General features: G+C 71.7%; 21 protein-coding genes, 1 CRISPR repeat array and 1 riboswitch (1 of these 23 running past the window's edge). Of the genes, 15 read left to right on the top strand and 6 right to left on the bottom strand.

The features are described from left to right. Positions 1-755: direct repeats of the CRISPR family, unit length 29 nt; unit sequence GGGACCATCCCCGCGCGCGCGGGGAGCAC (it extends 129 nt beyond the left edge of the window). Positions 756-1232: 477 nt separating this feature from the next. Next, positions 1233-1991, bottom strand: a complete 759-nt coding sequence (locus ACFZAX_RS08730) for a hypothetical protein (protein ID WP_390960253.1) — start codon at positions 1989-1991, stop codon at positions 1233-1235. A gap of 321 nt (positions 1992-2312) precedes the next feature. Here ACFZAX_RS08730 and ACFZAX_RS08735 point away from each other — a divergent pair, with 321 nt between their 5' ends. The 12 genes from ACFZAX_RS08735 to ACFZAX_RS08790 all read left to right on the top strand — a co-directional run bounded on the left by ACFZAX_RS08735 (position 2313) and on the right by ACFZAX_RS08790 (position 16759). Beyond that, positions 2313-4703 carry an N-6 DNA methylase gene (locus ACFZAX_RS08735; protein WP_390960254.1) on the top strand — a complete coding sequence of 797 codons (2391 nt, stop codon included), beginning with the start codon at positions 2313-2315 and terminating at the stop codon, positions 4701-4703. 97 nt (positions 4704-4800) lie between these two features. Further along, positions 4801-5514 carry a hypothetical protein gene (locus ACFZAX_RS08740; protein ID WP_390960508.1) on the top strand — a complete coding sequence of 238 codons (714 nt, stop codon included), beginning with the start codon at positions 4801-4803 and terminating at the stop codon, positions 5512-5514. Then, positions 5511-7073, top strand: coding sequence for a protein kinase (locus ACFZAX_RS08745; protein WP_390960256.1), 1563 nt, complete (start codon positions 5511-5513; stop codon positions 7071-7073). The genes ACFZAX_RS08740 and ACFZAX_RS08745 overlap by 4 nt, the downstream gene beginning before the upstream one ends. Before the next feature lie 155 nt (positions 7074-7228). Beyond that, the gene (locus ACFZAX_RS08750; protein ID WP_390960257.1) at positions 7229-7930 is read left to right on the top strand and encodes a SurA N-terminal domain-containing protein; all 702 of its coding nucleotides are present in this window, start codon (positions 7229-7231) and stop codon (positions 7928-7930) included. 25 nt (positions 7931-7955) lie between these two features. Beyond that, positions 7956-8939 (top strand): nucleoside triphosphate pyrophosphohydrolase, encoded by a 984-nt coding sequence (locus ACFZAX_RS08755; protein WP_390960258.1) that lies wholly within the window; start codon positions 7956-7958, stop codon positions 8937-8939. Beyond that, positions 8932-10446 carry a cytochrome P450 gene (locus ACFZAX_RS08760; RefSeq protein WP_390960259.1) on the top strand — a complete coding sequence of 505 codons (1515 nt, stop codon included), beginning with the start codon at positions 8932-8934 and terminating at the stop codon, positions 10444-10446. Before ACFZAX_RS08755 ends, ACFZAX_RS08760 begins: the two co-directional genes overlap by 8 nt. 106 nt (positions 10447-10552) lie before the next feature. Continuing rightward, positions 10553-11650 (top strand): transglycosylase family protein, encoded by a 1098-nt coding sequence (locus tag ACFZAX_RS08765; protein WP_390960260.1) that lies wholly within the window; start codon positions 10553-10555, stop codon positions 11648-11650. A gap of 289 nt (positions 11651-11939) precedes the next feature. Next, a riboswitch (cyclic di-AMP (ydaO/yuaA leader) is annotated at positions 11940-12122 on the top strand. A gap of 3 nt (positions 12123-12125) precedes the next feature. Further along, positions 12126-12884, top strand: a complete 759-nt coding sequence (locus ACFZAX_RS08770) for a transglycosylase family protein (RefSeq protein WP_390960261.1) — start codon at positions 12126-12128, stop codon at positions 12882-12884. Between the two features lie 338 nt (positions 12885-13222). Further along, on the top strand, positions 13223-14509 hold the full coding sequence (gene eno, locus ACFZAX_RS08775; RefSeq protein ID WP_390960262.1) for a phosphopyruvate hydratase: 1287 nt from the start codon (positions 13223-13225) through the stop codon (positions 14507-14509). Between the two features lie 94 nt (positions 14510-14603). Next, complete coding sequence (locus ACFZAX_RS08780; RefSeq protein WP_390960510.1) at positions 14604-15119, top strand: septum formation initiator family protein; 516 nt, start codon at positions 14604-14606, stop codon at positions 15117-15119. 129 nt (positions 15120-15248) lie between these two features. Continuing rightward, positions 15249-15794, top strand: coding sequence for a DUF501 domain-containing protein (locus ACFZAX_RS08785; RefSeq protein ID WP_390960263.1), 546 nt, complete (start codon positions 15249-15251; stop codon positions 15792-15794). Continuing rightward, a complete protein-coding gene (locus ACFZAX_RS08790; protein WP_390960264.1) occupies positions 15791-16759 on the top strand; it encodes an exopolyphosphatase in 969 nt (322 codons plus the stop codon). Before ACFZAX_RS08785 ends, ACFZAX_RS08790 begins: the two co-directional genes overlap by 4 nt. A gap of 55 nt (positions 16760-16814) precedes the next feature. Here the strand turns inward: ACFZAX_RS08790 and ACFZAX_RS08795 are convergent, their stop codons facing one another. The 4 genes from ACFZAX_RS08795 to cutA all read right to left on the bottom strand — a co-directional run bounded on the left by ACFZAX_RS08795 (position 16815) and on the right by cutA (position 18525). Beyond that, complete coding sequence (locus ACFZAX_RS08795) at positions 16815-17084, bottom strand: type II toxin-antitoxin system RelE/ParE family toxin (protein ID WP_390960265.1); 270 nt, start codon at positions 17082-17084, stop codon at positions 16815-16817. Further along, a complete protein-coding gene (locus tag ACFZAX_RS08800; RefSeq protein ID WP_390960266.1) occupies positions 17081-17353 on the bottom strand; it encodes a type II toxin-antitoxin system prevent-host-death family antitoxin in 273 nt (90 codons plus the stop codon). Before ACFZAX_RS08800 ends, ACFZAX_RS08795 begins: the two co-directional genes overlap by 4 nt. Positions 17354-17523: 170 nt before the next feature. Then, complete coding sequence (locus ACFZAX_RS08805) at positions 17524-17994, bottom strand: hypothetical protein (protein WP_390960267.1); 471 nt, start codon at positions 17992-17994, stop codon at positions 17524-17526. Positions 17995-18204: 210 nt separating this feature from the next. After that, a complete protein-coding gene (gene cutA, locus ACFZAX_RS08810; protein ID WP_390960268.1) occupies positions 18205-18525 on the bottom strand; it encodes a divalent cation tolerance protein CutA in 321 nt (106 codons plus the stop codon). Positions 18526-19157: 632 nt separating this feature from the next. Here cutA and ACFZAX_RS08815 point away from each other — a divergent pair. Next, the gene (locus tag ACFZAX_RS08815; RefSeq protein ID WP_390960269.1) at positions 19158-20534 is read left to right on the top strand and encodes a family 43 glycosylhydrolase; all 1377 of its coding nucleotides are present in this window, start codon (positions 19158-19160) and stop codon (positions 20532-20534) included. Between the two features lie 43 nt (positions 20535-20577). Here ACFZAX_RS08815 and ACFZAX_RS08820 read toward each other — a convergent pair whose 3' ends face one another. Continuing rightward, entirely contained in the window at positions 20578-20892 is a 315-nt protein-coding gene (locus tag ACFZAX_RS08820; protein ID WP_390960270.1) for a type II toxin-antitoxin system prevent-host-death family antitoxin, read from the bottom strand. 563 nt (positions 20893-21455) lie between these two features. Here ACFZAX_RS08820 and ACFZAX_RS08825 point away from each other — a divergent pair. Then, positions 21456-22841 carry an NAD(P)/FAD-dependent oxidoreductase gene (locus tag ACFZAX_RS08825; RefSeq protein ID WP_266708118.1) on the top strand — a complete coding sequence of 462 codons (1386 nt, stop codon included), beginning with the start codon at positions 21456-21458 and terminating at the stop codon, positions 22839-22841. A 388-nt stretch (positions 22842-23229) separates the two neighbouring features. Continuing rightward, positions 23230-24537 (top strand): class I SAM-dependent methyltransferase, encoded by a 1308-nt coding sequence (locus ACFZAX_RS08830; protein WP_390960271.1) that lies wholly within the window; start codon positions 23230-23232, stop codon positions 24535-24537. Positions 24538-24564 lie beyond the last annotated feature (27 nt).

Genomic DNA, 24564 nt, shown 5'->3' on the forward strand with positions numbered 1-24564 from the left:
TCCCCGCACGCGCGGGGAGCACGCCGAAGTCGAAGTACGCCCCGGCGAATGGCAGGGACCATCCCCGCACGCGCGGGGAGCACGACGGCGATGGTCGTGAGGGCGGTGGCGATGAGGGACCATCCCCGCGCGCGCGGGGAGCACGATCCGGCCGGCTGCGGCGTGCACGCTGCCGGGGGACCATCCCCGCGCGCGCGGGGAGCACGCGCCGGTCTCCCTCGACAACGCGATCGCCGGGGGACCATCCCCGCGCGCGCGGGGAGCACAAGAGACCGAGACCGACGAGACGGTTAACGCCGGGACCATCCCCGCGCGCGCGGGGAGCACGGCCCGCGCGTGGTCGACGCCGATCCGCATACGGGACCATCCCCGCGCGCGCGGGGAGCACAGGGCTGATGACTCGGACACGACTCGGACAGCGGGACCATCCCCGCGCGCGCGGGGAGCACTCGACTGCTCAATCAAGCCCCCAGCCAGCCAGGGGACCATCCCCGCGCGCGCGGGGAGCACGAGCTGGACAATCCGGTGACGGCCGCGAGCGGGGGACCATCCCCGCGCGCGCGGGGAGCACGATGGACTCCAGCTCGAGGCGGGCGAGGGCCAGGGACCATCCCCGCGCGCGCGGGGAGCACTTGGTGTAGGTGTCCAGGTCCGCGGGAGGGACGGGACCATCCCCGCGCGCGCGGGGAGCACCCGGCGTCAGCGGTTCGAGTCCGAGCCGTTCCCGGGACCATCCCCGCGCGCGCGGGGAGCACTCTTCCTGACCTGCGGCTTTATCGGAGGGAAGTGCGGTTCTGGGCCAACTTCACCGACTCGGACCTTACGGACATTGCCGCCATCCGCGCCCGCGCCCCGTTTCCGGAACCCCAGTTCACCACGTCCCGCCACGCCGCGTCAGCCCACCTCGGCGCCAACGCCCAAGTGCCGGACAGCGCCGAGCCCCCCGACCCGACGCTGCCCGACACCCCGGCGCACCGCTCCCCGGCACACCCCCGACGTCCCCGGCACACCCCCGACGTCCCCGGCACGCCCCCGACGTCGCCGGCGCACCCCCGGCGCTCCGGCCCCCCACGCCCCCCGACGCCCACCTCTCGCGCCCCCGTGCCCCCACCCCGCTCCGACGCCCCCCTCCCGCGCCCGGGTCGTCCTGGATGGCCCGGCCCTCGGCAGTCGACCCGCCAGCGGCCCCAGCCGCCCACCAGTCGCCCCCAAGTCGCCCCGCCCCGGCAACCTCAGCCCACGTCCACCATGTCCTTCGCGGCCGGCTTCTCCGCCACGACGGGCTTGTCGAAGTCGGAGAAGGTCATGGTCATCGGCTCGTCGCCGCCCGTGGAGCTGACCTGGAGGAGCTGCGGGGCGCTGCCGGTGGAGACCAGGATCGAGTAGGTCTCCTTGCCGTCCTTCTCGCTCAGGCGGAAGGCGGGAGCGCCCGCGTGGGTGGTCGGGCCCACCTTCTTCGCCTCCGTGTCGCCGTCCTCGAACTCCTTGAGGAGCGACTCCAGTTCGCAGAACTCGACCATGTCCTTGGTGTCCGGGTCCGAGGCCTTCTCGGCCATCCAGTGGTCGGCGACCATGTCCACCGCGGCCTGGATGTCCGCCTCGGACTCGCCCTCGGACTGTGCGCGCAGCATCGTCTCGTCGAGTTTCAGGTAGACGGCCTCGCCGATCTTGATGATCGACATCGAGCCCTGGTCGCCCATGTCCATGGAGCCGGTGCACGTGCCGCTGCCGATGCTGGTGGAGAACTGGGCCTTCATGGGGCCGTCGGCCGTCTTCATGTCGAGGGCGAGGTGCAAGGAGGTCGCCTTGCGGATGTTCTTGAGGGCCGCGTTGACGACATCGGGGCCCGACGTGTCCGCGAAGGGCTCGGCCGCCTTCGCCGCGGGCGATGACGACGAGGCCGCGCCGCCCTCCTCGGCGCCACAGGCGGCCAGGGTGAGGACGGAGAGGGTGCAGACGGCGGCAGCGGCGGTACGCGCGACTCGGCGCATGGCTGTACTCCAGGAGAAGGAAGAAGAGAAGAAGGGGAGAGGCGGAACAGAGCTGAACCGTGCCCGGCACTGCCCGGCACCGTCCGATCGGGCCGGACGACGCCCGAACGGCAACGGAGTAACGGGACTTGAGCACCGGCGGCATCCACCGGTGCGGGCACAGCTCCATCACAGCAGAGACTGTGAACCGAGTCAACAATGAAATCTGTGCACATCAATCGCTCGGATGTGAATCGATCGGTGCGGCGTGCGTCGGTATGCTCGCCTGCACAGCGCGGACGGTGGCGCGAGCGGTGACGATGCGGACCAGGGAGAGAACACGTGCCGGAGAACGCCTCTGAGGTGACCGCCGCCGGGATCGCCCGCCTGGCCGGAGTCGGACGGGCCGCCGTCAGCAACTGGCGCCGGCGTCACGCGGACTTCCCCCGGCCGGTCGGCGGTACGGAGACCAGCCCGTCCTTCGCGCTCACCGAGGTGGAGGAGTGGCTCCGGGGGCAGGGGAAGCTGGTCGAGGTGCCGCTCCGGGAGCGCGTGTGGCAGCAGCTCTCCGGGCATCCGGCCGGTACGGTCACCGCCCTGATCCACGTCGGCTGCGCCCTGTTGCTCGTACGCGACCGGCCCACCACCTGGCTGGAGCTGGCGGCGGTTTCGGACGAGCGTGTCGCCCGTCTGCTGCCCGAGGCCCTGGCGCCCGTGCTCGACGCCCGGTTCGGGCCCGAGGTCCCCGACGGGCACGAGGGGGCCGGATCGACGCGCGGCGCGCCCCCCGCCCCGACCCCCGCCCCGACCCCCGCCCCGCCACGTGTCCGGGCCGTCCGGGTGCCCGCGTCGGAGGCGCTGCTGTCGTCCGTGCCGCTGCTGCGGGGGGCCGCCGCGCTGGCGGCGGAGGCCGGGGCCGGGCAGGCCTTCGAGTTCCTGTTCGGCCGCCAACTGGACGCCAACCCACGGCAGTACACCCTCACCCCGCCCGATCTGGCCGCACTCATGGCCGACCTCGCGGTCCCGGCCGTAGGTCCCGGCCGCCGCCCGTCCCGGAAGGCGCCCGCCCCCGCCGTACTCGACCCCGCGTCCGGGACCGGTGCGCTGCTGCGCGCGGTCGCCCGGCCCGCCGCCCTGTACGCGCAGGAGGCCGACCCCGACCTCGCGGCGCTCACCGCTCTCCGCCTCGCCCTGGGAGTGGGCGGCGGTACGGCCTCCGAGGGGCCGGAGCTCGCGGTGCGTACCGGCGACACCCTGCGGGCGGACGCCTTCCCGAAGCTGGCGGTCGACGTGGTGCTCTGCCACCCGCCGTTCAACGAGCGCAACTGGGGCCACGACGAACTGGCCTACGACCCCCGGTGGGAGTACGGGTATCCGGCTCGCGCGGAGTCCGAACTCGCTTGGATTCAGCACGCGTTGGCCCGCCTGCGCCCCGGCGGTACCGCCGTGCTGCTGATGCCCCCGGCCGCCGCCTCCCGCCGCTCCGGCCGGCGCATCCGCGCCGATCTGCTGCGCCGGGGCGCGCTGCGGGCCGTCGTCGCGCTGCCCGCCGGGGCCGCCCCGCCGTACGGCATCCCGCTGCACCTGTGGATCCTGCGCAAGCCTGACCACGGCGTGCAGCCCTCGCCCGAACTCCTCGTCGTCGACACCGCCGAATCCCCCGACCCGGCGGCGGGGGCGACCGGGGCGGCCGGTGGCATCGGTGGCCCGGGCGGGGGTCTCGCGGGCAGTGGCCGCGAGCGGATGGACTGGCCGCTCGTCCGGCGTACGGTCCTCGACGCCTGGCGCGCCTTCACGGCCGCCGACTCCGGGCCCGTGGCCGACCCCGGCCCCGACCCCGGCCCCGACCCCGGCCCCGGCGCCGACCACGCCCCCGCACCGGGGCCGAGCCGGGCGGTGCCCGTCATCGATCTCCTCGACGACGAGGTCGACCTCACCCCCGCCCGCCACCTGCCCCGGCCCGTCACCGGCGGTGGCGCCGCCGAACTCGCCGACGTGCGCGACAGGTTGACAGACGGCCTGCGGCTCACACTCCGGCTGACCCCGCCCCCCGCCGACCTGGCCGAGCCCGCGTCCCGGCCGTTCACCACCCTGGGCGAACTCGCCCGCGCGGGCGCCCTCCGGCTCAGCTCCGGGGGCTCCGGCAGCTCCGGCGGATCCAGCACCTCCGGCAGCGCCCCCGGCCCCGTCCTCACCGAACACGACGTGCTCGCCAACACCCCGCCCAGCGGCCCCCCGGCTTCCGCGACCACCTCCGCGACCAACAGGCCTGCCGGGGCCACCGGGCCTGCCAGGGCCACCGGGACTGCCGGGACCACGGGGTCCGCCGAGGACGCCGTCGTCCTGCGCACCGGTGACGTGGTGGTCCCCGTGCTCGGCGGTGGCTCGGTCGTCCGGGTCGTGGACGAGGCGACCGCCGGGGCCGTGCTCGGGCGCAACCTCCAGCTGCTGCGCCCCGATCCGGCCGTCCTCGACCCCTGGTTCCTCGCCGGCTTCCTGCGCGGCACCGCCAACAACCGCCGTGCCAGCAGCCACGCGTCGACCGCCTCGCGGCTCGACGCCCGGCGCATCCGGCTGCCCCGGCTCCCGTTGGACGAACAGCGGCGGTACGGTGAGCAGTTCCGCGCCCTCGCCGCCTTCGAGGACGCACTGCGCACGGCGGGCCGGCTCGGCGGACTGCTGGTCCAGGGCATGTACGACGGGCTCACGGACGGGACGGTCGCCCCGGAGTGAGCTGAACCACATCGTTGTGCACAACCGGGGAACGGCTGTCCGCGTGGATGTATACGCTCGCACCACACATCCGCCCATCGCTTCCCGGGAGCGGCACATGCACGGCTACGGCTATCCGCCGGAGCTTCCCACGGCGCGCCCTTCCTCGGCGACGCTGACGGTCCTGCGCGTGGTCTTCGTGGTTCTGACCGTGCTGAGTTGCGGCTTCCTGGCCTGGACCGCGCTGCTCCGGCTGGCGATCGTGACCCGGCGTCCGCGCGACTGGGCCCTGCTCGCCCTGTCCCTCGCGCTCACCGTCGGGCTCGTCGCCTACACGGCGGGCATCCCCGAGAACGAGGCCGATGTGACGGACGCCCAGGCGGTGACCATGCTCGCCTGGATACTGCTCCTCATCGCCGGCGTCACCTGGTACTACCTCTACCAGGACATCCGCCACTTCGGCCCGCACGGTCCCCGCGCCGTCGCGGCCCGTGCGGGGACCGGCCCCGGCTACCCGCCGGTCGGTGCCGTCCCCGGGTACGGCTACCCGCACGCCGCCGGCGCCCACCCGACGCCGTACGGCGCCCCGCCCGCCCAGCACCAGCCGCAGGGCGCCCCCGCCGCGCCCTACCGCCCCTCCCTGCCGCAACAGCAACTCTCCGTGCAGCCGCAGCCGCAGCCGCAGCCGCAGCCGCAGCCGCAGCAACCCCCCGTACAGCCGCAGCCCACCCCGCCCCCGAAGCGCCCCGGTCCGCCCCAGCGGCTCGACCAGGTCCGCGCCGAGCTGGACGAGCTGAGCGACTACCTCCGCAAGGAGGGCGAGGGCCGGTGAGCGGTCGCGTCGTCGCCGGCCGGTACGCACTCGCGGCGATCCTCGGCCAGGGCGGCATGGGCCAGGTCTGGACGGCGTACGACCAGCGGCTCGACCGCCGGGTCGCGGTGAAGCTGCTGCGACCCGACCGGATGGGCGTGCCCGGCGGCCCGGAGGAGGCCCACGAACTGCGCCGCAGGTTCGCCCGGGAGTGCCGGGTGACCGCGCAGGTCGACCACCCCGGACTGGTCACCGTCCACGACGCAGGGGGCGACGGCGACGACCTCTTCCTCGTCATGCAGTACGTCGAGGGCTCCGACCTCGCCGACCACCTCGCCGAGCACGACCCCTACCCGTGGCCCTGGGCCGTCGCGGTCGCCGCCCAGCTCTGCGCGGTGCTCAGCGCCGTGCACGCGGTGCCGATCGTCCACCGCGACCTCAAGCCCCGCAACGTCATGGTCCGGCCCGACGGCACCGTCACCGTGCTCGACCTCGGTGTCGCCTCCGTACTCGACAACGACACCACCCGGCTCACCCACACCGGCTCCCCGATCGGCTCCCCGGCCTACATGGCGCCCGAGCAGGCGATGGGCGGCGCGGTCGGGCCGTACACCGACCTGTACGCACTCGGCGTGCTGCTGCACGAGCTGCTCAGCGGGGACGTGCCGTTCTCCGGGTCCACCGCCCTCGGCGTGCTCCACCGCCACCTCTACGAGCCGCCGCTGCCGGTCCGTCACCTCCGCGCCGACGTGCCCGAGCAGCTGGAGGCCCTCGTCCTGCGGCTGCTCGCCAAGGACCCCCAGGCCCGCCCCGGTTCCGCGCAGGAGGTGTACGAGGCCCTCGCCCCGCTGCTCCCCGCGCGCGGGACGCCCGGCGGACCGCTCGACCCGACCCGCCCGTTCCTCCGCCCGCACGCCCCCTGGCCCGACCGGCCGACGGCCCCGGCTCCCGCTCCGGTCACCGGCTTCGGCCCGCCGCCCGTACCCGCCGAACGCCCGGCATCGGGCCGGGCCGACGTGGCGCGCGCCGTCGACGACGTCAAGCGGCTCCTCGGCGAGGGCCGGATCACGCAGGCGGTCGACATCCTCGGCTCCATCCTGCCGACCGCCGCCGTCGAGCACGGCGAACACTCACCCGTCGTCCGTATCCTCCGCAAGCAGTACGCGGCGACGCTGATGGACGACGGCCAGTACCGCCGCGCCCTGCCCGAACTCCGCCGCCTCGCCGACGACCGCACCGCCGAGGCCGGACCCGGCGACCCGCAGACCCTCCAGTACCGCTACGACGCCGCCACCTGCCTGGAACAGCTGGGCGAGACGGCCGCCGCGCTCAACGAGTACCGCGCGGTCCTCCCCTATTACGAGAACGCCTACGGCCCCGTCGCCGGCGACCCCGGCCGGGCCTTCGACATCCGCCACCGCATCGGACTGCTGCTGCTCGCGGTCGGCGACCACACCGCGGGACGCGCCCAGCTGCAGGCCCTGCTGTACGACACCGAGCGCTCCTACGGCCCGCACCACCCGCTCCCCGCCGAGCTGCGCCGGCAGCTGACCCACCAGCGGGACGTACGCGGCGGCTGACCGCGAGCCGGGCCCCGTTACCGCCGGACGGCACCACATCCCCAACTCCTCCCGAATCGTTGGTCGAACCAGTGGCCCCCATGGCCACCACTGCCTAACATCGATCACCGCAAGGCTTTGTGCACTGATGCACAAACTCTCATCGGGAGGCTCCTTTGCACCGCCGTCGTCGCACCGCGCTCACCCTCTCCGCCGCGCTCCTCCTCTCCGCGCCCGTCCTCACCGCCTGCGGTGGCGAGGCCCACCCCGGCGCCGCCGCGATCGTCGGAGGACAGCGGATCGAGGTCTCCACCCTCCAGGCCGACGTCGCCGAGGTGCGCGCCGCCCAGCAGAGTTCTCCGCAGTCCGCCCAGCTGGTGAAGGGGTCCGGCCAGCTCCCGCGCGCCGCCCTGCACCGGCTGATCTTCGGCCAGGTCCTCGACCGGGCGGCCGAGGACGCCGGGGTGACCGTCAGCCGCAAGGAGCTCCAGCAGGTGCACCAGGCGGCCGTCGCCCAGTACGGCGGCGAGGACGAACTGGCCGCGACGCTCCTCCAGGAGCGCTGGATCTCCCCGGAGCAGATCGACGGCGACCTGCGCCAGGAGGTCCAGCTGCCGAAGCTCGCGGCGTCGCTCGGCGCGGACCTGCAGACCCAGGAGGGCACCCAGAAGGTGACGGCGGCCCTCACCAAGGCGTCGAAGTCGCTGCACATCGACGTCAACCCGCGCTACGGAGCCTGGGACGACCAGCAGATCCGCCTCGGCACCTACCAGTCGCCCTGGCTCGCCAAGGCCACCGGAACCGACGCCGCCGCAACCGGCGGGGACGGTGCCGGAGCGGACGGTTCCGCGCAGCAGGAGACCGTCCCGGCGGGGTGACACGCCGCCGGGGTAGGTTCGACGGGTGAACGCTGAAGCACCCGGCCGGGTCGTCCTCCTCACCGCCAGCCACCGAGTCGCTCCCGGACTGCTGTCCTGGCCCGCCTGGCAGACGCTGCGCACCGCCGACCGCGTGCTGTGCGGCGCCCCCGACCACGTACAGCTGCCGTATCTGCGCGAGGCGGGCGTCACCGTCGAGCACGCCGAGCCGACCGCCGAGGAACTGGTCGACGCCTGCGCCGGAGACCGGACCGTGGTGGTGCTGGTCGGCGGTGAGGGCGACCAGCGGCTCACCGACGGACTCGCCCGCCTCGGCGGCTCCGGCCGGGTGCGGATGCCCGACCTGGAGCTGCTCCCCGGTTCGTACGACCTGCCGGGCGCCCGGCTCCTCGACCTCGTCCAGGTCATGGACGTGATCCGGCGGGAGTGCCCGTGGACCTCGCGGATGACGCACCGGGGCCTCGCCAAGTACGCCATCGAGGAGACGTACGAACTCGTCGAGGCGATCGAGGACGGCGACCGCGACGAACTCCGCGAGGAGCTCGGGGACGTCCTGCTCCAGGTCGTCTTCCACGCGCGGATCGCCGAGGAGGACGAGGACGCTCCCTTCTCCGTCGACGACGTGGCGGGCGGGCTGGTGGAGAAGCTGATCCGCCGCCACCCGCACATCTTCGGCGACGCGACCGCCGAGACCCCCGACGACGTCCGCGCGCACTGGCTGCGCACCAAAGCGGTCGAGAAGCGACGTGACTCGGTCACCGAGGGCATTCCGCTCGGTCAGCCCGCGCTGGCCCTCGCGGCGAAGCTCGGCAGCCGGGTCCGCGGGTCGGACCTGGACGTCGCCCCGCCCACCGGCGACACCCTCGGCTACGAACTGCTCGCCCTCGCCGTCCGCGCCGAGGCCGAGGGCGTCGACCCCGAAGCCGCCCTGCGCGCGGCGGCCCGCGCCTACCGTGACGCCATCCTCGCGGCGGAGGGCGTCGGCGCCCCGGACACCGTCGATGAGTGACCGGCCGGTGGACGACGGCCCCGCCGAGCCCGCGCGCGAGCCCGACCGCGAGCCCGCGCACAAGCCCGAGCCCGACCGCGAGCCCGCGCACAAGCCCGAGCCCGACCGCGAGCCCGCGCACAAGCCCGAGCCCGACCGCGAGCCCGCGCACAAGCCCAAGCCCGACCGCGAGCCCGCGCACAAGCCCAAGCCCGACCGCGAGCCCGGTGGCCCCGCCCCCGCCGGATGCCCCGCGCACCGCGCCCCCACCGGCCCCGAACTCTTCACCTGGGAGTTCGCCACCGACCCGTACCCGGCATACGCCTGGCTCCGGGAGCACAGCCCGGTGCACCGCACCACGCTGCCCAGCGGGGTCGAAGCCTGGCTGGTCACCCGGTACGCGGACGCGCGGCAGGCGCTCGCCGACAACCGGCTCTCCAAGAACCCGGTCCACCACGCCGGGTCGGCGCACGCCAAGGGGAAGACCGGAATTCCCGGGGAGCGCAAGGCCGAGCTGATGACCCATCTGCTCAACATCGACCCGCCCGACCACACCCGGCTGCGCCGGCTCGTGTCGAAGGCGTTCACGCCGCGCCGGGTCGCGGAGTTCGCGCCCCGCGTGCAGGAGCTGACGGACCGGCTCATCGACCGGTTCGTGGCGGAGGGCACCGCCGACCTCATCCATGACTTCGCGTTCCCGCTCCCCATCTACGCCATCTGCGACCTGCTCGGGGTGCCCGAGGAGGACCAGGACGACTTCCGGGACTGGGCGGGGATGATGATCCGCCACGGCGGCGGGCCGCGCGGGGGAGTGGCGCGTTCGGTGAAGCGGATGCGCGCCTACCTCGCCGAACTCATCCACCGCAAGCGGGAGAACCCGGGCGACGACCTGATCTCCGAACTCATCCGGACCAGCGACCACGGCGAGCACCTCACGGAGAACGAGGCCGCCGCGATGGCCTTCATCCTTCTCTTCGCCGGTTTCGAGACCACCGTCAACCTCATCGGCAACGGCACCTACTCCCTGCTCCGCCACCCCGAGGAGCGCGCCCGCCTCGAAGCGTCCCTGGCGGCGGGGGAGGAGGAGCTGCTCGCCACCGGCATCGAGGAGCTGCTCCGCTTCGACGGCCCGGTGGAGCTGGCCACCTGGCGGTACGCCACCGAACCGCTGACCATCGGCGACGAGGAGATCGCGGCAGGCGACCCGGTACTCGTGGTGCTCGCGGCGGCCGACCGCGACCCCGCGCGCTTCGAGGACCCCGACACGCTCGACCTCGCGCGGCGTGACAATCAGCACCTCGGCTACGGCCACGGCATCCACTACTGCGTGGGAGCGCCGCTCGCCCGGCTGGAGGGCCGGACCGCCCTCGCGACCCTGCTGAGGCGCCTTCCTGACCTGCGTCTTGCGGGGGAAACCGCCGATTTGCGGTGGCGTGGCGGGCTCATCATGCGTGGACTGCGCACGCTTCCGGTGGAGTTCACGCCGGGTCCGGCGGTCGGCGGAAGTGACGCTCCGTCAACACTGTGATGTTCACGTGATCTGCGAGGCATCGACTTGTGACACACGTTCGAGTCCCGCTAGGTTCACGGTTCGACGCATCAGTTCACCCGTCAGTCACACGGAAGGCACTCCCATGGGCTCCGCGAACGGCAGACACCGCCGCCCTCGCCAGGCACCCGCCATCGTCGTCGCAGCCGGCGTGACAGGCTCCGCCCTGGCGATTCCGCTCCTCGCCGCGGCCGGCGCCAACGCCGCGGATGCGACCACCTGGGACAAGGTCGCCGAATGCGAGAGCGGCGGCACCTGGAGCGCCGACTTCGGCAACGGCTACTACGGCGGGCTGCAGTTCTCCCAGGAGACCTGGGCGGCCTACGGCGGTACGGACTACGCGCAGCGCGCGGACCTCGCCAGCCGCACGCAGCAGATAGCCGTGGCCGAGAAGGTGCTGGACGCCAAGGGCCCGCAGGCGTGGCCCGGGTGCGCGGTGATCTCCGGTCTCGCCCCCGCGGGCTCGCTCATCGGTGTGGACCAGGGCTCCGTCTCCGCCGCGGACGCGGGGGCCTCCGCCGGCACGATCCCGGACGCGGGCGGCGCACCCGCCTCGGCCGGCACCGCGGAGTCGACGGACACCTCGGGCTCGACCGGCACCTCCGGCGCGACGGACTCGAAGGAGTCGACGGGTTCGACCGGTTCGACCCGGAGCAGTGCCACGCCGAGCCCCGGGGCCTCCGCCACCCGCTCGCCCTCCGGCTCGGCCACCCCGGGCCGCACCACGCCCGGCACGAGCGGGGCGAAGGGCGGCGCGTCGGCCGGTACGACGGACGCGGCGACCGACGATTCGGCGACGAGCGGCAAGCACCGCGGCACGCCCGACCCGGACGAGGCCGCCGCCGACGCCTCGCGCGACACCGGCCGGCACGCCTCGCGCGGCGACAGCGACGCGCGCGACGACGAGGCGCTCGCGACGGACGGGACGTACACGGTCCGGTCCGGCGACAACCTCTGGGCGATCGCCGACGCGCAGCACCTGACGGACGGCTGGACCGAGCTCTACCAGGCCAACGAGGACGTGATCGGCTCGAACCCCGACCTGATCCTGCCCGGCCAGGAGCTCGACCTGTCCGCGCAGGCGGCCACCGGAACGACGCCGACCGCTTCCACGGCGACCGGGGCCGCTTCCGACACGCCGGAGACCGTTCCCGACACGGCGGAGACCGCCCCCGCCAACTGATCAAACTCGGGAAAAACGCCCGAAAAGAGGGGCAGTTAAGGGGCCTATGTCCGCTTTTGCGAAAGTGAGACATGGGTCTCTTCGCTGTTTCGGCGTGTCGCGGTCACGAGGGTTCGCGGATGTCCGCTTTGACCTGCGGAAACGGTTATTCAGGCCTGGCCAGTAAGGTCTGATTGTCTGATATGTCCATCATTGAATGTGGGGGTTCCCTCTGTTTACGGTCAGAGCCGCTCGCACCGCGGGCCCCGTCGACCGTCACGCCGAATCCTGCCGTCGGTCGAAGGGAACAGACGCGAAAGCGCCGTAGGCAGGAGCGGGGGACCCAGGTAAGCCGCCGGAATCGGACGGCCCGTCGGAAACGACGGGCGGGCCGGGACCAGCTAGGGGTGAAGCCACACGCAAGGACGTGTGGCCGGGCAACTCATTGGCCCGAACCCGACAGCTCACCTCGTAGGCGTCGGTGAGGAGATCTTCCATGCTGCTGTCCAGCAAGGGTAAGCACCGCCGCTCGTCCAAGGCCGTCCGTGTGGCCACGCTCGCCGGCGTCGCCGGTGCCGCCATCGCCCTCCCGCTGATGGGCGCCACCAACGCCTCCGCCGCCTCCGTCGCCACCTGGGACGCCGTCGCCCAGTGCGAGTCCGGTGGCAACTGGTCCATCAACACCGGCAACGGCTACTACGGTGGCCTCCAGTTCTCGCAGTCCAGCTGGGCCGCCGCCGGCGGTACGAAGTACGCTCCCCGCGCCGACCTGGCCACCAAGGAGCAGCAGATCGCCACCGCCGAGGTGCTCCTCGACCTCCAGGGCCCGGGCGCCTGGTCCTGCGCCGGCGCCGGCAACCTCACCAACGACGGTGTGGACCCGGGCGTCGGCACGGGCTCCTCCTCCGCGAGCACCGACTCCTCCGCGAGCACCGACACTTCCGCGAGCGCCGGCTCCACCGCGACCGACGAGAGCGCCTCCACGGCGACGCCGGACCGCTCCTCCGACTCGCAGACCGCCTCCCGCGGCGAGGAGCGCCCCGCCGCCGAGAAGTCCGAGACCGTCACCACGCCCACCGGTGGCAAGGTCGAGAAGGGCGACGGCGAGTACAAGGTCGTCACCGGTGACACCCTCAGCACCATCGCCCAGAAGCAGGGTGTCAAGGGCGGCTGGCAGAAGCTGTTCAAGCTGAACCACGACATCGTCGACGACGCCGACCTCATCTTCCCGGGGCAGCAGCTCCACCTGAAGTAATCACGAACCTCTCCTCCCCGGAACGAGGGTGTCCGGCGGCACCCCTTTCCCACTCCCTGGCCCGGCGCGCACTCCCCCCGCACGCCGGGCCAGGGCCTTTTCCCGAACGGCCCGGCCGTGGGCCGTGTCCGGGGGAGGGGAAGGAGAAGCGTTCTTTCCCGGGCGTACGGCAGACCGCCGGACGCCGTATCGCCACACGTTATGTTCCGTACGGAAACAATGTGTAGGCTCGCCGTGTCACTGGACGGACGGTCGGCTGGCCGATGTCCTGTGTCCGGTTAGGCTCTAGTCGCAAGGCTCAAGAGCCCCGCACAGTCAGCGTCACATCCCAGAAGGAGATGCTCGTGCCGTCCATCGACGTCGTCGTAGCCCGGGAAATCCTCGACTCGAGGGGTAACCCCACGGTCGAGGTCGAAGTTGGTCTCGACGACGGCAGCACGGGCCGTGCTGCCGTTCCGTCCGGCGCGTCCACCGGCGCGTTCGAGGCCGTCGAGCTTCGCGACGGTGACCCCAAGCGTTACCTGGGCAAGGGTGTCGAGAAGGCCGTCCTCGCCGTCATCGAGCAGATCGGCCCGGAGCTCGTCGGCTACGACGCCACCGAGCAGCGCCTGATCGACCAGGCGATGTGCGACCTGGACGCCACGGAGAACAAGGGCTCGCTCGGCGCCAACGCCATCCTCGGCGTCTCGCTGGCCGTCGCGCACGCCGCCTCCGAGGCTGCCGACCTCCCGCTCTTCCGCTACCTCGGCGGCCCGAACGCGCACCTGCTGCCCGTTCCGATGATGAACATCCTGAACGGTGGGTCGCACGCCGACTCCAACGTCGACATCCAGGAGTTCATGATCGCCCCGATCGGCGCGGAGTCCTTCTCCGAGGCCCTTCGCTGGGGTGCCGAGACGTACCACACGCTGAAGAAGGTCCTGAAGACCAAGGGCCTCTCCACCGGTCTCGGCGACGAGGGCGGCTTCGCCCCGAACCTCGAGTCCAACCGCGCCGCCCTCGACCTCATCGTCGAGGCCATCAAGGAGGCCGGCTTCGTCCCCGGCCGCGACATCGCGCTCGCGCTCGACGTCGCCGCGTCCGAGTTCTACAAGGACGGCACGTACGAGTTCGAGGGCAAGTCCCGCTCGGCCGCCGAGATGACCGAGTACTACGAGGAGCTCGTCTCCGCGTACCCGCTGGTCTCCATCGAGGACCCGCTGTACGAGGACGACTGGGCCGGCTGGAAGGTCATCACCGACAAGCTCGGCACCAAGGTGCAGATCGTCGGCGACGACCTCTTCGTGACCAACCCCGAGCGCCTCGCCCGCGGCATCGAGGAGGGCTCGGCCAACGCCCTGCTCGTCAAGGTCAACCAGATCGGTTCGCTGACCGAGACCCTGGACGCCGTCGAGCTCGCCCAGCGCAACGGCTTCAAGTGCATGATGTCCCACCGTTCCGGTGAGACCGAGGACGTCACCATCGCCGACCTCGCCGTCGCCGTGAACTGCGGTCAGATCAAGACCGGCGCCCCGGCCCGCTCGGACCGCGTCGCCAAGTACAACCAGCTGCTGCGCATCGAGGAGATCCTCGACGACGCCGCGGTGTACGCCGGCCGCTCGGCGTTCCCCCGCTTCAAGGGCTGATCCACTGCCCGTGAGGGCACCAGCCTCCGTCCGTCCCCGCACTCGGTCCCGTACCGTGTGCGGGGACGGACGTGCGTGACGGGGAGGCATGAACATGGCCGTGAAGGACCGCGACCGGTTCTCCACCGCGACCAGGCTGCGGCTGCTCGGTGAGCAGACGGCGGCCCGCGTCTACCGCTCCCAGAACCGCCGCCAGGCCCACCGCTCCCGGCTCACCGGCCGCGCCGCGTTCCTGGCGCTCATCGTCTGCACCCTGATCGTGGCGCTGGCGTACCCGATGCGGCAGTACGTCTCCCAGCGCGAGGAGATCGCCGACCAGGAGCGGACGCTCCAGGACGCCGGGAAGCGCGCCGAGGAGCTGCGGGACGAGAAGGCCCGCCTCCAGGACGACGCGTACATCCGCCGCCTCGCCCGCGAACACCTCCACTACGTACTCCCCGGCGAGACCGGCTACACCGTCGTCGATCCCGACGCGACGGGCGACGACCGGGGCGAACCCGGCGCCGACGGCCGGCCCTGGCACTCCAACATCTGGGACGGCGTGGACAGCGCGGACGGCTCCGGAAGCGACTCCGACGATTCCTCCGACAGCTCCGCCCACGGCGGCTGAGCCACGCCCCGCCCGGCCGGACACACCGGTCCGCCAGGCACACTGGTCCGAGCAAGAACCGCGCCTTCCGGCGTACCCCGCGGCGCACCGCATCCCACGGCAGCACCTCCGAGCAGAACCAAGGCAGGCATGGACACGCCCCCTCCGCAGACCGAATCCACTCCGCCCACCGACGCGGACATCGCCGCGTTCGAGCAGCAGCTCGGACGGCCGCCGCGCGGGCTGCGCGCCATCGCGCACCGCTGCCCCTGCGGCAACCCGGACGTGGTGGAGACCCAGCCCCGTCTGGAGGACGGCACGCCGTTCCCGACGACGTACTACCTGACGTGCCCGCGTGCCGCCTCCGCGATCGGCACGCTGGAGGCGAACGGCGTCATGAAGGAGATGACCGAGCGTCTGGGCACCGACCCGGAGCTCGCCGCCGCCTACCGCGCCGCGCACGAGGACTACATCGCCCGCCGTGACGCCATCGAGGTCCTGGAGGGATTCCCCAGTGCCGGCGGCATGCCGGACCGGGTGAAGTGCCTGCACGTCCTCGTCGGCCACTCGCTCGCCGCGGGCCCCGGCGTGAACCCGCTCGGCGACGAAGCCATCGCCATGCTCCCCGAGTGGTGGGCCAAGGGCCCCTGCGTGACGCCGTGCACGCCCGAGAAGCCGGCCGAGGAGTCCGCGTGACCACCACCCGCGTCGCGGCCGTCGACTGCGGCACCAACTCCATCCGGCTGCTCGTCGCCGACATCGACCCGGCCACCGGTGGCTTCACCGAGCTGGACCGCCGGATGCGGATCGTCCGCCTCGGCCAGGACGTCGACCGCACCGGCCGCCTCGCCCCCGAGGCCCTGGAGCGTACGTTCGCCGCCTGCCGCGAGTACGCCGGGGCCATCGAGGAGCTGGGCGCCGAGAAGATCCGCTTCGTCGCCACCTCCGCCTCCCGCGACGCCGAGAACAGCGCCGACTTCGTCCGGGGCGTCCACGAGATCCTCGGCGTCGAACCCGAGGTGATCACCGGCGACCAGGAGGCCCAGCTCTCCTTCGACGGCGCCACCAAGGAACTCCACGGCGGCAGCGGCCACGGCTTCGCCTCCCCGTACCTCGTGGTGGACATCGGCGGCGGCTCCACCGAGTTCGTCCTCGGCGACGACACGGTCCGCGCCGCCCGCTCGGTCGACATCGGCTGCGTCCGCATGACGGAGCGCCACCTCGTCCAGGACGGCGCGAAGATCGACCCGCCGACCGAGGCCCGGATCGCCGCGATCCGCGCCGACATCGACGCGGCCCTCGACCTCGCCGCCGAGACCGTCCCGCTCACCGAGGCAACCACTCTCGTCGGCCTCGCCGGCACGGTCACCACGATCGCCGCCATCGCGCTGGACCTGAAGGAGTACGACTCCGAGGCCATCCACCACTCCCGGATCTCCCTCGCCCGCGTGGAGGAGATCACCACCCGCCTGCTCGCCTCCACCCACGCCGAACGCTCCGCGATCCCCGCGATGCACCCCGGCCGGGTCGACGTCATCGCCTCCGGCGCCCTGATCCTCCAGGCGCTCATGCGTCGCACGGGGGCCCGGGAGATCGTGGTCAGCGAGCACGACATTTTGGACGGGATCGCCCTCGGTGCGGCGACGCCCGGCGGCGAATGATCTGCTGAGTGGCGGACGGGCTCGGGGCACGGTGCTCCCGGGCCCGTCAGGCGTCTCAGATGCTCCGGTAGACGTCGCGCCGGTCGCCGACCTTGACGACGAGGATCACCAGTTCCTCGTTCTCGACCTGGTAGGCGACCCGGTAGTTCCCGACCCGGAGGCGGTAGAGACCTGAGGAGCCGACAAGTTTCTTGACGTCGGCGTCCTCGCGGTACGGGTCTTCGCCGAGCGCGGTCAGCGCGGCCAGGATGCGCATGGCGGCAGGCCGGTCGATGGCACGGAGTTGCCGCTGCGCCGTGGCGGTGAACCGGAACGCGTACTTCACGCCGCGCCTTCGGAGCGTTCGGTGAACAGGTCGGCCAACAGCTCGGCCATGGTCACGGTCGGGCCGCCCTGGGCCAGGACCGCTTCCGCTTCCCTCGCCAGCAGGACGTCCGCCGCGTCCTCCAGCGCGTAGAAATCGGAGATCGGTACCACAGCGGCAACGGGCTCCCCGTTGCGTGTGATCACCGTGGGCGTGCCCTCCTCGGCGCGATTGATGTGGTCCGCAAGGTGGGCGCGGGCTTCTCGCACGGTCGCGGTCGTCTCAGTCATGAGAAAAGTGTACGCGCAAGCGTGTACACGAGCCAGGGGGAGAAAGCTTTGGAAGCGATGCCCGACGGGATCGCTTCTCGGCGGCTGGTGGCCGGTCGCGCACGGACACACCAAGCGGCCCACCACGGGGTACGGCACCCGGAGCAAGCCGCTCGCGCGTGGGGCGCCGATCAGCCCATCTCTGCACGTACTGCGTAGAGGCGCGAGAGTCGTGCGGCTTCATCCTCCCGGAAAGTGGCGACTTCGCGGCAGCGCTGACTCATGACGAATTCGCCGAGAGACAGACAGAGATCCATGCGTTGGATGCACACACCGACCATGAACGGCCCGTCGACGGCACGGTACATGCGGACGCCGTAGTACCCCTCTTGGCAGTCTTCGGGATTGTTGAAATGACAGCCGGTGCAGGTCTCCGGAAGGCGCACCGGCCGGATACTTTTCGCATAGAGGGTTCGGCCGTCCGGGAGGCGGTACCGTACTCGCTGGTCCGACGTCCCGGCAGTGACGACGCGTCGCACCGGTACCGCGCCGAGGTGGTCGACCACTTCCTGCATGGCAGCCAGCGAAGCGCCCCCGTCCTCCAACGAGACGAGCATGCGTACCACGATGGAACTGCCGTGCCGCTCGATGATGCGAAGCACACGCTCGACGTGACTGCGGTCCGGAACCACGATGTTCGCGGAAACCTTTGACTCGGCAGGCCGAGGCGACACTGGGGCGTCAGCGACTCCAGGCTCTCGTCGCACAGTTGCCCGCACACAACGGTGTCGCTGAGCAACTGCGCGGCGAGTTGGCCGTGGCGCTCGCCTGAATGGCCATGTCCGGCGTCGTACGCCCAACTGCGGGCTTCCTCAGCCGGTCGTTTCCGCGCTCAGCCACGCGAGGTAGGCGTCGCTACCCGCAGTGATGGGTGTGGCGATGATCTCCGGAGTGTGGTAGTCGTGAACTGCCTCAATGAGCGTGGCGAGTTCATCGAAATGGGCCGCCGTCGTTTTGTAGAGCACTCGCCACTCGGCATCGATTTCGATCTTCCCCTCCCAGCGGTAGATACTCTTGATCGGTCCGTCGATCTGGGCGCATGCGGCGAGACGCATCTCCACCGCCTTCGTAGCGAGGTGCTGGGCCTTGTCCTCGGTGTCGGTCGTGGTGAGTACGGCGAGGTAGTCGGCCACGGTTCCCCCTCTGGGCTCTGGTGTGTGGCGACCGTATCGCAAGGAGAAGAGCCCACGACGTGCGATCGGCGCCGGAGGTGCGGGCTCGCTCGATGAGTGTTCTTGCGCTCGGAGCTCCGGGTGGTCAGAGGGCTTTGGACCCCGTGCGTTCAGGGGTGGCGTGGACATCCGGCCATGCCGTCGGCGGCTTGGGCTCCAGTCGGTGGAGGCTGCCGACTGGGCCGCGAGCTCCGTCAGTGCCGCCCGGCCTGTACGCGGCGTGTCATGAGCCCAAGCCACTGCCCGGGGCATCCGGATTAAATCGGCGACCCCTTGACGTAGATCATCGCGGTTTCCATGCTGGATTCATGCCATCCGAGGTCGGTCCGCAGGCTGGTCGTGAGCGGGTCGCGGCACGCAGATCGTGCGTGCCGCGCCGCAGCCGGGCCGACTGCCCTGGTTCGTGCTGACACTTCAAAACCCTGAGCAACAGAGGGCGTTGAGCGCGCGTGTCGACGCCCAGTCAGTTTCGGTCGCCGTGCGCACGTGAAGTGCGGAGACGGTTGCTGCCTCCGTGCCCGACCGGGCGCTGTGCCGCCGTGCGGGCCCGCGCTCCCGCGCATGACACTCGTACGCCGAAGGAGAGCTGACCGATGACCAGCCACGAGAACCGATCGCCCGTCGGCCGCCGGGCCCTGCTGGCCGGTGCCGCCGGACTGGGGGCGGCGGCGGCCCTGCCCGCGCAGGCGGCGCAGGCCGCCCCGCACGCCCCCACCGCCCCCGGACCCGCCGCACACGCCGCGCACGCCGTACCGAAGGACACGTCCGGCGGCCGGGGACGGTACCCCGCGAACTGGCCCGACCCCGCCCCCTACGGCACCGCCGACACCCGTGAGGACCTCTGGCCGAGGGAGGACAACTCCTTCGTGCTGCCACTGGAGTTGCGCCCGCGCGACGAGGAACTCGGGCGCGTCTGGATGCGCGACGCGTACGTCAACTGCTTCGAGGTCGACGGCCGACCGCTCTACGTCGCCACGGGCACCACGCGGGTGCCGGGCCTCGACATCGCCGCCCCCTGGAACGACGGCATCTTCGTGTGGACGGCGCGCGACCTCCAGGGGCCCTGGAAGCTGGCGGACACGACCGGTGTCCGGCCCGGCGCGGAGAAGGGCAAGGTGTGGTCGCCCGAGTTCGTGGACGAGAACCGGCCCGGCCGCACGGTCGTCGCCCCCTGGCAGGAGTACTGGTACGACAACCAGTTCGGCAAGCGCGGCGAGGCCTGGGCGCCGGAGGTGCACCGCTTCCGGGGCAGGTGGTACATCGTCGCGTGCATGGGCGACCACTCCAAGAAGGTCGGCTCGTTCCTGCTCGTCAGCGAGGGCGGCGTCGAGGGCCCCTACCGGCTGATCGAGGGCAACCTCGACAAGCCGTTCGGGGACTCCTTCATCGGTGGTCCCGCCTTCATCGCGCCCGGCGCGTACCACCACATCGACGGCAGTCTGTACTCCGAGGGTGACGACGCCTGGCTGGTGCTGCACAACAACCTGTACGCCGAGTTCCGCGACGACATGGAGGACATCGTCCCCTCGACGGGCCTCCCGGCGTTCCGCCAGACGCCCTACACGCCCGAGCCGTACCTCGAAGGCGCGTACGTGTTCACGTACGGCGGAAAGTACTACCTCCTCCAGGCCGCCTGGGACCGGACCTCGGTCAACGCCGACGGCACCACCCGACAGGGCTACGACACCGCCGCGGCCGGACGCGTCCAGTACCAGTACGACGCCGTCGCCGCCGTCTCCGACACCTTCGAGGGGCCGTACTCGCAGCGCTGGACCGTGGGCGTCGGCGCCGGCCACAACAACTTCTTCGAGGACCACCGCGGGCAGCTGTGGGCGACCTTCTTCCGCAACCCGAACGTCGGCTACTGGTCCAACGCCTCCCGTCTCGCCGATGCCGCCGTGCCCGGGGTCGTACGGGTGGAGTGGACCGGCCCGAAGGGCAACCGGCTGTACGTCCGGCGCCGCGACTGAGGAGGGCGCGGCCGGGTACGGCAGCCCGAGCGGGTTGCCGTACTCAGTACGTGCCGTTCCCGGGCCCGCCCTCTTCCTTGCTCCCGCCGTCCTCCTCCGCCGCCCCCGCGTGGTCCCCGAGCACGTCCGTCAGCAGCTCGGCCACGGTCGTGGTGGGGTCGACACCGGACAGCACCGCCTCCATGTCGAGGACGTCGGCCGCCTCCTCCAGGGCCTCGAAGTCCGCGATCGGCACCACGGCGGCCACCGGCGTGCCGTCGCGCGTGATCACCGTGGGTTCGCCCTGCTCGGCATGGTCGATGGGGGCGGCGGGGTCCGCGCAGGCCTCCCGGACCGTCACGGTTCTCCTTGTGGTCATATGTCCAGTGTGTGCGCACCTGGGGCGGGTCCGCGCGTCCGGCCGCCGACCCGCCCGTCGGCCCGGCCCGTGGCCTCGCCCGGGACGCCCCCGGCGTGCAACCTCACCTCCCGGGATTCGTGCGCTCACATGCGGCCCGGCCTGCACTTCTGATGCTTTACCGGGGTGTCCCGGCGGGTGGCGAGGGGGCTCCCGGGGGGTGTTCGGGAGGGCGTCACGGCGACCTTCGTGAAGTTCTTCACAAGGAATTCGGTCCGCGTGGGCCAAGTTCTTCGCTCGCAGGGGTGCGAATGGGCCCGTGCGTACGTTTTGTGCGCTACGCGCGGGTGTCCCCCGCGTGGCGCGCGCGGGTCGGACGGAGGGGGCGAAAAGGGCACCGAGAGCTGTCGTTCCGAGGCCAAGGGCCAGCTCACAGGCGGTGAACAACGTTCGCCGCGAGGTTGTGGTTCCCCTGGTGGACCATGACCTGGGTCACGCGGGTCGCGCAGTGTAGCAGAGGGGGCACCCAACCTTGTGAAGGGGCTCACGAGGTACCCCCCGGGGCGGGGTGGATACTCGATTGCATGAGCACCACGGAGCGTCCCAGGATCCTCGTTGTAGGCGGTGGGTACGTAGGCCTGTACGCAGCTCGACGCATTCTCAAGAAGATGCGCTACGGAGAGGCGACCGTCACGGTCGTCGACCCGCGCTCGTACATGACGTACCAGCCCTTCCTCCCCGAAGCTGCCGCAGGCAGCATCTCGCCTCGGCATGTCGTCGTCCCCTTGCGACGCGTGCTGCCCAAGGCTGAGGTTCTCACCGGTCGTGTGACGACCATCGACCAGGAGCGCAAGGTCGCCACGGTCGCGCCGATCGTCGGCGAGGCCTACGAGCTGCCCTTCGACTACCTCGTCATCGCGATGGGCGCGGTCTCCCGCACCTTCCCGATCCCCGGCCTCGCCGAGCAGGGCATCGGTATGAAGGGCATCGAGGAGGCCATCGGTCTGCGCAACCACGTCCTGGAGCAGCTGGACAAGGCTGACTCCACGACCGACGAGGAGATCCGCCGCAAGGCGCTGACCTTCGTCTTCGTCGGCGGTGGCTTCGCCGGTGCGGAGACCGTCGGTGAGGTCGAGGACATGGCCCGGGACGCGGCCAAGTACTACACGAACGTCAAGCGCGAGGACATGCGCTTCGTTCTCGTCGACGCCGCCGACAAGATCCTTCCCGAGGTGGGCCCGAAGCTGGGCGCCTACGGCAAGGAGCACCTGGAGAGCCGTGGCGTGGAGATCTACCTCTCCACCTCCATGGACAGCTGCGTCGACGGTCACGTCGTGCTGAAGAACGGCCTCGAAGTCGACTCCAGCACCATCGTGTGGACCGCCGGTGTGAAGCCGAACCCGGCGCTCTCCCGCTTCGGTCTGCCGCTCGGCCCGCGTGGCCACGTGGACACCAGCGAGAAGCTCCAGGTGCAGGGCACCGACTACATCTGGGCCGCCGGCGACAACGCCCAGGTTCCGGACATGGTCGGCCGCCGCGCCGGCAACCCGAACGCCTGGTGCCCGCCGAACGCCCAGCACGCACTGCGCCAGGCGAAGGTCCTCGGCGACAACGTGGTCTCCGGCATGCGGGGCTTCCCGCAGAAGGAGTACAGCCACGCCAACAAGGGTGCGGTCGCCGGTCTCGGCCTGCACAAGGGCGTCGCGATGATCGTCATGGGCAAGGTGAAGATCAAGCTCAAGGGCCGTCTCGCCTGGTACATGCACCGTGGCTACCACGGCATGGCGATGCCGACGTTCAACCGCAAGATCCGCGTCTTCGCCGACTGGACCCTCGCGATGTTCCTCAAGCGCGAGGTCGTCTCCCTCGGTGCCATGGAGACGCCGCGCGAGGAGTTCTACGAGGCGGCCAAGCCGGCTCCGGCTCCCGCCGCCGCGAAGCCCGAGGGCGAGAAGGCCAAGGCCTCCTGACCCCGGCGGCGCTCCCGCGAGGGTGCGTCGGCTCCGTCCGCCGAGGAGCCTCCGGCACGTGCACGACCCGTACGACCTCGCACGACCCGTTGTACCTGTACGACCCGAAGGGGCCGTCCGCCATCCGTGGTGCGGGCGGCCCCTTCGGCATACCCGGGCGGGCTTTCCGTCGGGCCCGGAGCCGGGGGGGAGGGGGCCGCGCCCCCGACTGATACTTGCTGGCTACATGTACTTTGCCCAAGCATTGCCCAATAGCGGGATGACGGTTGCCGCGGCCAGAGTTGACGCATGTGTCACCTCGTCGTGGCGCTGGAGCGCACCGGCGGGGCGATGATGCATGTGTATTCATATGGGCATTTTGGGAAACACCACCACGGAGGTGTGCGCCATGGCAGACGCCGCGTCGCGGCTGACCGCTCTTCTCTCGGATCTGCTCGGAGAACGTCTTCCGGTCCGTATCCGGGCCTGGGACGGCAGTGAGGCCGGACCGCCGGGTGCCCCCACCCTCGTCATCCGTCACCGCCGCGCGCTGCGCCGACTGCTGTGGAAGCCCGGCGAGCTGGGGCTGGCCCGGGGCTGGGTGGCCGGCGAGATCGATGTCGAGGGCAACCTGTACGAGGCGCTGGACAGCATCGCCGGCCTTCTCTGGGACCGGGGCATCGACGCCAAGGAAACCGTCCACCCGCTGCGCGACCCGAAGGTCCGGGCCTTCGCGAAGGGCCTCGCCCAGCTCGCGGGCCCCTACCCGCCGCCCGCCCCGCCCGCCGAGGAGATGCACCGCCGCCGCACCGGCCCGCTGCACACCCGACGCCGGGACAAAGAGGCCATCAGCCACCACTACGACGTGGGCAACGACTTCTACGAGATGGTCCTCGGCCCGTCCATGGTCTACTCCTGCGCCTACTGGGAGGACGGCGGCACCCTGGAGGACGCCCAGCGCGACAAGCTCGACCTGGTCTGCCGCAAGCTCGCCCTCAAGGAGGGCGACCGGCTGCTCGACGTCGGGTGCGGCTGGGGCTCCATGGCCATCCACGCGGCCCGCGAGTACGGCGCCGTCGTCACCGGAGTCACCCTCTCCGCCGAACAGGCCGCCTACGCCCGCAAGCGGGTCGCCGAGGAGGGACTGACGGACCGCGTCGAGATCCGGGTGCAGGACTACCGGGACGTGCGCGACGGACCCTACGACGCGATCTCCTCCATCGGCATGGCCGAACACGTCGGCTCGGTCCGCTACCGCGAATACGCCGACGATCTCTTCGCCCTCCTCAAGCCCGGCGGCCGGCTGCTCAACCACCAGATCGCCCGGCGCCCCGAGAAGGACGAAGAGGCCTACCACATCGACGAGTTCATCGACGCCTACGTCTTCCCCGACGGCGAACTCGCCCCGGTAGGAAGGACGCTCGGGATTTTGGAGGAGGCCGGTTTCGAGGCCCGGGACGTCGAAGCGCTGCGCGAGCACTACGCATTGACGCTGCGTCAGTGGGTTGCGAACCTGGAGGACAACTGGAGCGCCGCGGTCGCGGCCACCTCGCCCGGACGGGCCCGGGTCTGGCGGCTCTACATGGCGGCGTCCGCCCTCTCCTTCGAGCACAACAAGATCGGCGTCAACCAGATCCTCGCCGTCAGGCCGACGGACGCCGGACACTCCCGCATGCCCGCCCGTTCCCGCCGGTGGACGGCCTCCGCCACCGACTGACCGGCCCCGCGACACGCGCCAGGGGCC

The sequence above is a fragment of the Streptomyces sp. NPDC008125 genome, from assembly GCF_042957125.1.
Classification (GTDB): domain Bacteria; phylum Actinomycetota; class Actinomycetes; order Streptomycetales; family Streptomycetaceae; genus Streptomyces.

Bases quoted from the DNA above. Each gene is read 5' to 3' on its own strand.
- ACFZAX_RS08730 (WP_390960253.1), bottom strand. From the start codon at position 1,991: ATGCGCCGAGTCGCGCGTACCGCCGCTGCCGCCGTCTGCACCCTCTCC.
- ACFZAX_RS08740 (WP_390960508.1), top strand. From the start codon at position 4,801: ATGCACGGCTACGGCTATCCGCCGGAGCTTCCCACGGCGCGCCCTTCC.
- ACFZAX_RS08760 (WP_390960259.1), top strand. From the start codon at position 8,932: ATGAGTGACCGGCCGGTGGACGACGGCCCCGCCGAGCCCGCGCGCGAG.
- ACFZAX_RS08765 (WP_390960260.1), top strand. From the start codon at position 10,553: ATGGGCTCCGCGAACGGCAGACACCGCCGCCCTCGCCAGGCACCCGCC.
- ACFZAX_RS08770 (WP_390960261.1), top strand. From the start codon at position 12,126: ATGCTGCTGTCCAGCAAGGGTAAGCACCGCCGCTCGTCCAAGGCCGTC.
- eno (WP_390960262.1), top strand. From the start codon at position 13,223: ATGCTCGTGCCGTCCATCGACGTCGTCGTAGCCCGGGAAATCCTCGAC.
- ACFZAX_RS08780 (WP_390960510.1), top strand. From the start codon at position 14,604: ATGGCCGTGAAGGACCGCGACCGGTTCTCCACCGCGACCAGGCTGCGG.
- ACFZAX_RS08785 (WP_390960263.1), top strand. From the start codon at position 15,249: ATGGACACGCCCCCTCCGCAGACCGAATCCACTCCGCCCACCGACGCG.
- ACFZAX_RS08800 (WP_390960266.1), bottom strand. From the start codon at position 17,353: ATGACTGAGACGACCGCGACCGTGCGAGAAGCCCGCGCCCACCTTGCG.
- ACFZAX_RS08815 (WP_390960269.1), top strand. From the start codon at position 19,158: ATGACCAGCCACGAGAACCGATCGCCCGTCGGCCGCCGGGCCCTGCTG.
- ACFZAX_RS08820 (WP_390960270.1), bottom strand. From the start codon at position 20,892: ATGACCACAAGGAGAACCGTGACGGTCCGGGAGGCCTGCGCGGACCCC.
- ACFZAX_RS08825 (WP_266708118.1), top strand. From the start codon at position 21,456: ATGAGCACCACGGAGCGTCCCAGGATCCTCGTTGTAGGCGGTGGGTAC.
- ACFZAX_RS08830 (WP_390960271.1), top strand. From the start codon at position 23,230: ATGGCAGACGCCGCGTCGCGGCTGACCGCTCTTCTCTCGGATCTGCTC.